The following is a 9,220-nucleotide window of genomic DNA, read 5'->3' on the forward strand; positions in this document are numbered from 1 at the left end:
GGGGCCCCCCCCCCCGCCCGGGCCCGGGGCCCCCCCGGGGGCCCGGGGCCGGACCGTTTCGGGGTGGCTGGGGGAGCGGTCCTGGCGGCGGGCCGCTCGGTGACGGGCTGAGCGCGTACCTGACCGGTCAGGACGCGCGTGGCAGACCGAGCAGGCCGCGTTCGATCACCTGGACGGCGGCCTCCATCGTCTCCGCCGAGCGGCGTCCGCTGCCGAACACGTCCAGCAGGGCCATCGTCACGATCGCCTCGGCGTCGGCGTCGCCGAAGCCGCGGGGTGCCAGGAAGTGCGCGAGCTGCCGCCGGCCCCAGTCGAGAGCCGCGGCCGCGTCCGCGCCGAGCGCGGCCTCATGCAGCGTCGCGTCCACCCAGACCCGGATGATCCCCGCCTCGGATACCTGCATCTCGTTGTACTCGCGCAGCCAGGACCGCAGGGTGGTCGTTGACCAGGCATTTCCCGACCCGGGCGCGGGTGGTGTCGGGATGGCGGCGAGCGTCCTGGACAGCGGCGCGATTGCCGCCAGCACCAGAGTTCGCGCGAGGTCGGCCTTGTTGGTGAAGTACCGGTAGAAGATCCCATGCGACAGGCCGGCGGCCTCGACCACGTCGTTGATGCGGGTGCCGTGGTACCCGCGCTTGATGAAGACGTCGTAGCCGGCCGCCAGCAGCGCGTCGTAGGTGGCCCGCGCGGCGTCGGTGGGCGCGGAGCGCGAGGCCGGCGCCTCGCCGGCCCGGCGGTCGAATTCGATGGCCGGCGCCGGGCCGGCGCCTCGACCGCGCGCGTTCACGGCGGGGATGAGCCCGAAGAAGGCGCGGTGGATGACGTCCGTGATCGCGTCGTCGACACGGGCACGGGGGTAGGCCAGCGGGGCCGCGTTGCGCAGGATCGCGGCCGAGTAGTAGGTGCGGGCCGTGGCGCCCAGGAGCAGGCCGATCACCGCGTCGATCTCGTGGTCGGCCAGCGTGGTCGAGGTGATCCTGGATCGGATCAGCGCGATGTTCCCGGACGCCGCCTGGACGTTGAGCGCCCGGAGACTCAGGGTCTCCCGGGACGCGCTCTCGAAGACGTGGAACACCGCGCCGAAATGCTCGTAGATGTCCGCGTACCGCGCGACCCATTCCCGGATGGTCGCCCAGCCGGCCGCGTCCGGGGTCAGCGGTCCCATCGCCTCGACGGCGGCGCCGACCTGGCGGGCGACCTGCCCGGCCAGGTGCCGGAGCACGTCCTCCTTGCTGGAGAAGTACTGGTAGAACGCGACGCGCGAACAGCCGGCCCGCTTCGCGAGGCCGGCGACGCTGGAGGTGTGGTAGCCCCCCTCGCCGAAGACCTGCAAGGCGGCGGCCACGATGCGCTGCTGGGTACGCCGCCCGCGCTGACCGACCATGGGGTTGTCGGCGAACGGGACGCGCCGGGCGATCGGCTCGGGCGCGGACAGCGCCCCCGCGTCGAGGGTGGCTGCCTGCTCGGCGGGCCCACCCGCGGAGCGGGTCGGATCGCTCGTCATGGTCCATTCAGTATCGCAAACCGAGCGAACGAGCGGACTTCACTGGGCGGCTGTCGGTTGCCTCGGCCCTCGAATCGGTGACATCCTGCTGCCACCAACGATGGCTCAGGGTGGCCCCGGTCGGCAACCGCTTCCGCGCGGGCGCCGGGCTCGCCCGCGCCAAGGGCCAAGTCGTGCTGGGCGAGGCGCTCGAACGGTGGCCGACAGGGAAAACGGTGGCCGACAGGGAAGAGGACCACGGCAACGCGGTCCTCGACCACACGTCCACGGCCTGGGTTGGATGCGCCTGCCGATTCGCACGGTGTAGGAGGGTTGTATGCGCTTCATCCTGCACTACCCGGAGACCAACGGCACCGAGCGCGACATGCTCGAGGCCGGGCCGATCGACGAGGTCGCGGCCGCGGCCGAACGGGCCGGCTTCGACGCGATCGCGCTCACCGAGCACCCGGTACCGGGCGCGAAGTGGCTCGAGACCGGTGGCCACCAGAGCCTCGACCCGTTCGTCGCGCTCGGGTTCGCCGCGGCGGCGACCACCCGTCTGCGGCTGATGACGAACCTGGTGGTCGCGCCGTACCGCAACCCGTTCCTGCTGGCCAAGGCCGCGGCGACCGTCGACAAGCTCTCCGGCGGCCGGCTCATCCTGGGCATGGGCACGGGCTACCAGAAGTCCGAGTTCTTCGCGCTCGGCGTCGACCTCGCGGAGCGGGCCGCGCTGTTCGACGAGGCCCTCGACGTGCTGCCGCTGCACTGGGCCGGCGAGCCGTTCAGCTACCAGGGCCTGCACTTCGACGCCCGCAACGTCGTCGCCCGCCCGAAGCCGGTCCAGGACCCGATCCCGATCTGGGTCGGCGGCAACTCGGGCCGGGCCCGGCGCCGGGCCGCCCAGAAGGCGCAGGGCTGGCTGCCGATGATGGCGCCGCCGGAGGTGGCCGTCACCGCGCAGACGATGGCGATCACCTCGCGGGAGCAGCTCGCGACCCTGATCCAGGGGGTCAAGGACGAGGCGGCCGCGGCGGGACGCCCCGGCCCGCTGGACTTCACGTCGTCCTACAACGACGCCGCGCTGGCCAGCGCGCCGACGGCGGACGCCGACCGGCACCGCGAGCAGTGGGCGGAACTGGAGAAGATCGGCGTCAACTGGCTGATCATCTCCTGCCACTCCACCTCCCGTGAGCAGACGTTCGACTTCATCGAGACCTTCGGCGGCACCTACCTGTCCTGACCCGGGCCCAGGCCGTTTCGCCCCGCCCGCCGCCCACCCGCCACTGACGCCGTCTCCCGCGGCTCAGCCACCGCGGCTCCGCCCCGCCGGCCAGCCCGGCGGCGGGGCGGAGGCCGGCCCGGTGCCCGCCCGGAGCCGGCCTGGTGGTGGGGCGGAGCCGCCGCGGCGGGGCGGCCGGCGGCGGGGGACGGTGACGGCGTGGACACCGGCGAGCACCGTCGCGGCGGGCTACGGCTGTACCTGGCCGGGCCGGAGCTCGGCGATCTCGACCTTGGCGTCCACCAGTAGGCCGTAGTCGAGCAGCGCGGAGTTGAACCACCAGCTCAGCCGGCGTTCCGGCGAGTTGTTGTGGACCGGGTAGCCGATCTTGTTGTCGAGGATGAACGCCTCAGGGTCGGACAGGCCCTCGGCGAGCTCCTCGCTGGTCCAGGTCGCCGGATCGCGGTTGGGCCTGGTCTGGTCGCCGAACACCCACCGCGCGCAGTAGAGCAGCTCGTGCTCCAGCGCCAGGAACGACGCGCCTTCCGAGGGGAACGGCCCCACCGGGTTGGCGTCGAAGATGCCCAGCCGGCGCAGGCCGCGCAGCCCGGCCGCGGCCAGCGCGCTGCCGTCCAGGCAGTGCTGGGTGTCGTCGTACTCGCCGAACTGCTGGCGGTCGCCGTCGGTGTCCAGGCCGGCGCCGTAGAGCGGCACGAGCAGGCGCCGTTCGTCAGGGTCGGCCGCCGGGTCGAACGCCTCGCGGGGAGCCAGGAACGTGTCGTCGAGGACCTCGTCCACGAAGTACGACGTGCCGACGTCCCGCATGAACCGGGTGAGCCGCACGAAGATGTCGTCCACGCGCGCGTCGCCCGTCATCGCCTGGTACTCCAGCAGGCCGGGCAGCAGCAGTTCGGACATCCACCCGGAGCACCAGGGCTCGTCGGAATCGCCCTCGGCGTGCTGGGACGCGGTGTGGATGAAACAGTTCTGCGGCGGAAAGCCCGGCGTGCCCGGATTGATCGACGAAAGCGCCGCGGCGTCGCCGGTGATGTGCAGGTAGGCGGTGTCGAGGACGTCCTGGAACGTGGTCAGGTACCGGCGGTCGTCGGTGAGCAGGAATCCGAAGACCAGGCCTTCGAGACTGACTCCCAGCAGCCGTTCGGTCCACAGGGCGTCGGGCGACTCGATGTGCCCGTCCGCGTACGGCCCGACGAAGTCGGTGTCGTTCAGCCACAGGTCGGCGATCGCCTCGCCGGCCTCGCGGGCGGTTTCGTCCCCGGTGAGCGCGTAGTAGGCGTACAGCCCGCGCAGGTGCGAGTACTTGACGTCGGGCTCCGCCTTGCCCGCGAAGATGCCGCGGCTCTCGCCGGACAGCCCGATCTGGCCGGCGTAGTACGAGCAGTCGCGGTAGGACTCGCGCAGGAAGAACGGGTCGTCGGTGTGGACGTAGAACGACAGGAAGGTCGCGCACCGGTCGTACAGCCACGCCTCGTAGTTCTCCGCTGGATCGGGGATGACCACGGAGTCGTCCGCCGGGTTCAGCGGATAGTCCTCGCGGTAGCTGGCCGACATCCCGAACGGAGTGATCTGCTCACTGACGAACTCCAGGCCGCCGAGCGCCCCGGCGACCGGGTCGCTCGTCGTCACCTGCGGGCCGAGAATTCCGGTGGCCGCCAGATAGCCCGGTGGATACAGCGCCTGCACCGCCGGCTCGCGACCGGTGAACAGTGTGACCACGTTCTCGTCCGTGGTGACCAGCGTGGCCCTGCCGTCGATTTCCTCGATGGTGCGTTCCGCCGTCCTGACCTGCTCGGCCGAGATGACACTGGTCCGCTCGAACGGCACCGCCAGCGCGGGCGGACCGGACTGTCCACCGGTGAAGGCGACGTCGACATCCAGCTCGTCGCCTGTCATGACGGCACCTGGCAGCTGAATCAGCACCGATCGGATCCCGTTGACGGCGCCGGCCGCGTCGTGGCCGCTCAGCAGCGTGCTGACGGTCGCGGGAGCCGGCGCGCCGTTCGCGGTCACGGAGATCGTCGCCGGGTCGGTGACGGCGCCCGGCGGCAACGGCAGGCCGAAGGAGATGGTGCCCGGGCTGTCGGCGACCCGGGTGAGGCGCAGCGTCACATGTTGGCTGTCGAACCCCGTCCCCCTTGCCGACGCCGGTGGCTCAGGCACCTCCGACAACGACGAGATGTCCGCGGGCATCGTCGGCTGGGGCACCTGCCCGCCGTCGTCGCCTCCCCCGGAACACGCCGCCATCGCGACGGCCACCGCCGCCGTCACCGCCACGACCGATCTGCGGGTCACAGCTCCCCCCTCCTGCCGGATCCCGATGCCCGATGGCAGTTGCCTACTACTGAGAGGCGGGACGTTGTCCGGTTTGTCCCGGGGCATATGGTGATCGGCCGGCGGACTTACCCGATCGGGCTGGTCGGCTCGAGCCGCCGGTGACCACGCGACACCCCCGGACCGGCCGGCGTCGACGCCTGACGACATCCGTGGGCGCGCGGGCAGGCAGTGATCTGGAGCTGGTAAGTAGTGGTCTGGTAACTGGCAAGAGCCGCGCGGCGGGCTGTGTCCTGGCGCGATGGGCGCGAGGTGGGCGCCAGGCAGGCGCGAGGACGGTGGCGGCGGCGCGTCGAGCGGCGGGGCGCCACGCGCCGATTTCCTACCAGGGAGTTGTCTGATGTCGGCGGCCAGCAGTTCCGAGATCGTGTACCGCAACCCGTGGATGACGGTCCGCGAGGACCGGTTCACCCGCCCCGACGGCAGCCAGGGCCTCTACGGCGTGGTCGAGAAGCCCGACTTCGCGCTGATCATTCCGGTGGACCTGGACGGGCTGTGGCTCGTCGAACAGCTGCGCTATCCGGTCGGGGCACGCCACTGGGAGTTTCCGCAGGGCTCCTGGGAGGACGACCCCGGCGTCGACCCGGCGGCGCTCGCCGCCGCCGAGCTCGCTGAGGAGACCGGCCTGCGTGCGGGCACCTGGACGTTCCTGGCCCGCTTCTACCCCGCCTACGGCTACGCCGACCAGGGCTGCCGGGCCTGGGTGGCCACCGACCTGAGCCAGGGGCCGGCCGCCCGGTCCGTCGAGGAGCAGGACCTGGTGGCCCGGAAGGTGCGCTGGGCCGAATGGGATCGCATGCTCGCCGCCGGCGAGATCGTCGACGGGTCCTCGCTTGCCGCCTGGGCGCTCCTACGCGCTCACCCGACGCTGAACGGCCTGGTGAGAACAGTGGGGTGAGCCGGTGACCATCAGTGCCGCGCGGCTGCGCGCAGGCGCCTCACCGCGGCGAGCGGGCGTGCAGCTCGGCGGCGGTCTCCAGGGCGAGGGCGATCCCGGCGCCGGTCGGGCCGGACGCGCGGCGGTCGTGCGTCTCGGCGGCGGCGCTGGCCGCGCGGGTGACGTCGTCGTCGCCGCGATGCTCGCGGATCCGGACATTGCTTCCCTCGCGGTATCGGGTGCCAGCGCGCTCGTCGTCCGCGGCGCCGTCCTGGGCGTGCCGAGCCAGTTCGCGGCGCCAGCTGGTGACCAGCGCGGTGGCGCCCGCGACGAACGCGTGGCCGCCGGCGGCGTCGACGAGCCGGGCGGCGATCCGCTGCGCGTCGTCGGCGGTGCGCGGCGAAGGACTGGCCCGCAGGATCGTGGCCCAGGCGGCGACGTGGCCGGCAGGCAGCCTGGTCCCGAGGTCGGCGAGCACCGCGGGCAGCGCGCGCCGGCCGTCGCGCTGGTCCGGGGAGCCGGCGGGCTCGCCGCCCACCGGCGCCCGGCCGCGCCGCGGCTGACTCGCCGCCCGCACCCTGCCGAGCGCCGTGACACGCGGCTCGGCTCTCGGCGCCGGCTGAACGGCGACGCCCGCGGCCGACTCCTTGACGTAGACCTTCACCCTGCCCCCAGACTGCGTCGTCTGCCCGGCGGTCCCGCTCCCGCCGTGCCCGACAGCCGCGGACCTTCCAGCGACCGACAGGCGAATCACCACACCGTAATGCCCGGGCAGGACGGTTCCGCGCGGTGATGGCCGGAAGGTCTCAACAGCATAATTCTCAGGGGGAATGCGGGGTTGGCCCGCTCGCTGACCGGTACACCGACGCCGCTGGTTCCCGTGGTCCGCGCGTCCCGCGTCCGCGGCCCCGGCCCGAGGTGCCTGGCTCAGGCCGGGCATGGGGGAGGGCGGGCACGAGCGGCGGCGCGCCTCGGGTTGTTTGTGGTTTTATCCGACGGCGGGGCCGCTCACGGGTACCACCAGCGTTAGAGGAGAACCGGGCTCATGCCAAAGGCGTATGTGGTGTTCACCGAGTCGATCAAGGACCCGGCCGGGATGGCCGAGTATGCGAAGGTCGCCATGGAGAGCATCGGCGGCAGCGGCGCGCGGCCGCTAGCGGTGGACGCGTCCCCGGAGACGCTCGAGGGCGAATGGCACGGCAACCAGACCGTCATCCTGGAGTTCGACTCGGTGGAGGCGGCCAAGGCCTGGTACACCTCGGAGGCCTACTCCAAGGCGATCCCGCTGCGCCAGGCCGCGGCCGACTGCAACGCCGCGATCATCACCGGGTTCTGACGGGACCGCGCCGGACGGGCGGTGACGGGCGATGCCCGTCACCGCCCGTCCGTCCGTCGGCCGAGACCGTCTCACGCCGTCAGCCGACCGGCGCCGGGGGAGTCACTTGACCGTGATGGCCCATTCGGGGCAGTGGCCCGCGACCGTGCGCACGGTCTCCTCCAACTCGGCCGGTACCTCGTCGACCAGCACCTCGCCGTAGCCGTCGTCGTTCACCGTGAAGACCTCGGGGCACTCCGAGGCGCACACGCCGTGCCCACGGCAGCTGTCCTCGTCGATGACTACCTTCATCACGCCTCGCTTCCGCTCTCGACGGGGGTGAACTCCAGGTTGAGGAACGCGAGTCCCCGCAGGATGAAGGTAGGCAGGTAGCGGTACTTGCGGGCGTCGGCCGGGCCGTGGCTGCTCTCGTCGACGGTGATGCTCGTGGTCCGGGCCAGCAGCCGCTGGATGGCGATCTTCGCCTCGGCGCGGGCCAGCGGGGCGCCGGGGCACGTGTGCGGGCCGCGGCCGAACGCGATGTGGTGGCGGGCGTTCGACCGGCCGATGTCGAACGTCTCCGGGTCCGGGAAGTGCCGCGGGTCGCGGTTGGCGGCGCCGTTGACGACCATCAGCGTGGCGCCGGCGGGGACCTCGACGCCGCCGACCGTCGTGTCGGTCTTGGCGAGCCGGAAGTCGCCCTTGATCGGGCTCTCCGTCCGCAGGACCTCCTCGATGAAGTTCCCGATACGTTCCGGCTCGGCGCGCAGCGTCGCCTGCAGCTCGGGGTCCTCGGCGATCAGCTTGCCCGCGGTGCTGACCAGGCGGACGGTGGTCTCCTGGCCCGCGGAGAAGAGGTTGGCGGCCACCCGGACGACGTCGATGACCTCGGGGGTCGAGCCGTCGGGGAAGGTCGCCTGGGCGAGGCCGGTGAGCACGTCGCCGCGCGGCTCCTTGCGGCGGTCCTCGATGTAGGTGGTGAACTTCCCGTAGAGGAACTCCAGCGGGGTGTGCGCCAGCGACTCGCCGCTGGTGCCACCGATGGTGCCGCCGGCGGACCGGTTCAGGTTCCGGACGAAGTCCGCGTGGTCGTCCTCCGGCACGCCGAGCAGGTCGGCGATGACCAGCAGCGCGAGCGGGCCGGCGAACTCGCCGATGAACTCACCCTTGCCGCCCTCGAACAGCTTGTCGAGCAGCTGGTCGGTGATCCCCCAGATCCACTCCTCGTTCTCCTTGAGGCGCTTGGGGGTGATCAGCTTCATCAGCAGCGCGCGGTGGTCGGTGTGCAGCGGCGGGTCCATCGTGGGCAGCTGGTCGCTGAACGGCAGCGAGGCGCGGTGCTGCTCGATCAGCGCGGGGACGTCGTCCGCGCCCTCGATCGGGACCGGGAAGCCAGGGAAGGGGCCGGTCACGGAGATGCACGACGAGAAGTTCTCCGGGTCCTGCAGGACCTGCACGCCCTCGTCGTACCCCGTCACCATCAGGACCTTGTGGTGCGGCTCGCGGTGCACCGGGCACTTGCCGCGCAGCTCGTCGAAGTACGGGTACGGATTCTCGACGAGCTCCTCGCCCAAGAAGAAGTCCAACGACTCGAGGTCGTTCGCCACCTGAGGCTCCCTTCGACACCGCGACGCCGGCCGGGCGCGGGACCTGTCGTTCCGTGATCATGCCGGGAGGTCTGATCGTAATGACGTTGTTCCTGGCGAGAGCAGGGTTCTCTCCGCAGGAAAAGGGTCATCTCAAACCTACCGTACGACCCTGCCGGACGTACCCGTACCGCCACAGGCGGGCAGGCCGGCAGCCGGGCGGCCATGGCCGCCCGGCGTCGGAGGTTGGTGTCGGGGAGGGCTAGCGGGTGGGGGCGACCGAGATCGACTTGGAGTCGAGGAAGCCCTCGATGCCTTCCTTGCCGAGTTCGCGGCCGATGCCGCTGGCCTTGACGCCGCCGAAGGGTGCGGCGGGGTCCATGCT

At 71.9% G+C, this 9,220-nt stretch carries 9 protein-coding genes; 3 read left to right on the plus strand and 6 right to left on the minus strand.

Going from position 1 to position 9,220, the window contains the following annotated elements:
• Window positions 1-127: 127 nt before the first annotated feature.
• Complete coding sequence (locus tag I6A81_RS01395) at window positions 128-1,504, minus strand: TetR/AcrR family transcriptional regulator (RefSeq protein WP_203007636.1); 1,377 nt, start codon at window positions 1,502-1,504, stop codon at window positions 128-130.
• Window positions 1,505-1,820: 316 nt separating this feature from the next.
• Here I6A81_RS01395 and I6A81_RS01400 point away from each other — a divergent pair, with 316 nt between their 5' ends.
• Window positions 1,821-2,726, plus strand: coding sequence for an LLM class F420-dependent oxidoreductase (locus I6A81_RS01400; protein ID WP_203007637.1), 906 nt, complete (start codon window positions 1,821-1,823; stop codon window positions 2,724-2,726).
• 228 nt (window positions 2,727-2,954) lie between these two features.
• Here I6A81_RS01400 and I6A81_RS01405 read toward each other — a convergent pair whose 3' ends face one another.
• Entirely contained in the window at window positions 2,955-5,018 is a 2,064-nt protein-coding gene (locus I6A81_RS01405) for a hypothetical protein (protein WP_203007638.1), read from the minus strand.
• 379 nt (window positions 5,019-5,397) lie between these two features.
• Here I6A81_RS01405 and I6A81_RS01410 point away from each other — a divergent pair, with 379 nt between their 5' ends.
• Complete coding sequence (locus I6A81_RS01410; RefSeq protein ID WP_203007639.1) at window positions 5,398-5,955, plus strand: NUDIX domain-containing protein; 558 nt, start codon at window positions 5,398-5,400, stop codon at window positions 5,953-5,955.
• Window positions 5,956-5,995: 40 nt separating this feature from the next.
• Here the strand turns inward: I6A81_RS01410 and I6A81_RS01415 are convergent, their stop codons facing one another.
• Window positions 5,996-6,598, minus strand: coding sequence for a hypothetical protein (locus tag I6A81_RS01415; protein ID WP_203010066.1), 603 nt, complete (start codon window positions 6,596-6,598; stop codon window positions 5,996-5,998).
• A gap of 381 nt (window positions 6,599-6,979) precedes the next feature.
• On the opposite strand from I6A81_RS01415, the gene I6A81_RS01420 reads away from it, so the two are divergent.
• Window positions 6,980-7,270: a DUF1330 domain-containing protein gene (locus I6A81_RS01420; protein WP_203008228.1), complete on the plus strand. Its 291-nt coding sequence runs from the start codon at window positions 6,980-6,982 to the stop codon at window positions 7,268-7,270.
• A gap of 102 nt (window positions 7,271-7,372) precedes the next feature.
• Here I6A81_RS01420 and I6A81_RS01425 read toward each other — a convergent pair whose 3' ends face one another.
• From I6A81_RS01425 to I6A81_RS01435, 3 genes are all read right to left on the minus strand, one after another.
• Complete coding sequence (locus I6A81_RS01425) at window positions 7,373-7,561, minus strand: ferredoxin (RefSeq protein WP_203008226.1); 189 nt, start codon at window positions 7,559-7,561, stop codon at window positions 7,373-7,375.
• Window positions 7,561-8,856 carry a cytochrome P450 gene (locus tag I6A81_RS01430; protein WP_203008223.1) on the minus strand — a complete coding sequence of 432 codons (1,296 nt, stop codon included), beginning with the start codon at window positions 8,854-8,856 and terminating at the stop codon, window positions 7,561-7,563. Before I6A81_RS01430 ends, I6A81_RS01425 begins: the two co-directional genes overlap by 1 nt.
• Window positions 8,857-9,097: 241 nt before the next feature.
• On the minus strand, window positions 9,098-9,220 hold a 123-nt coding region (locus I6A81_RS01435), incomplete at its 5' end, for an aldehyde dehydrogenase family protein (RefSeq protein WP_203008221.1).

The sequence above is a fragment of the Frankia nepalensis genome (assembly GCF_016786325.1).
In the GTDB taxonomy this organism is placed as follows: domain Bacteria; phylum Actinomycetota; class Actinomycetes; order Frankiales; family Frankiaceae; genus Pseudofrankia; species Pseudofrankia nepalensis.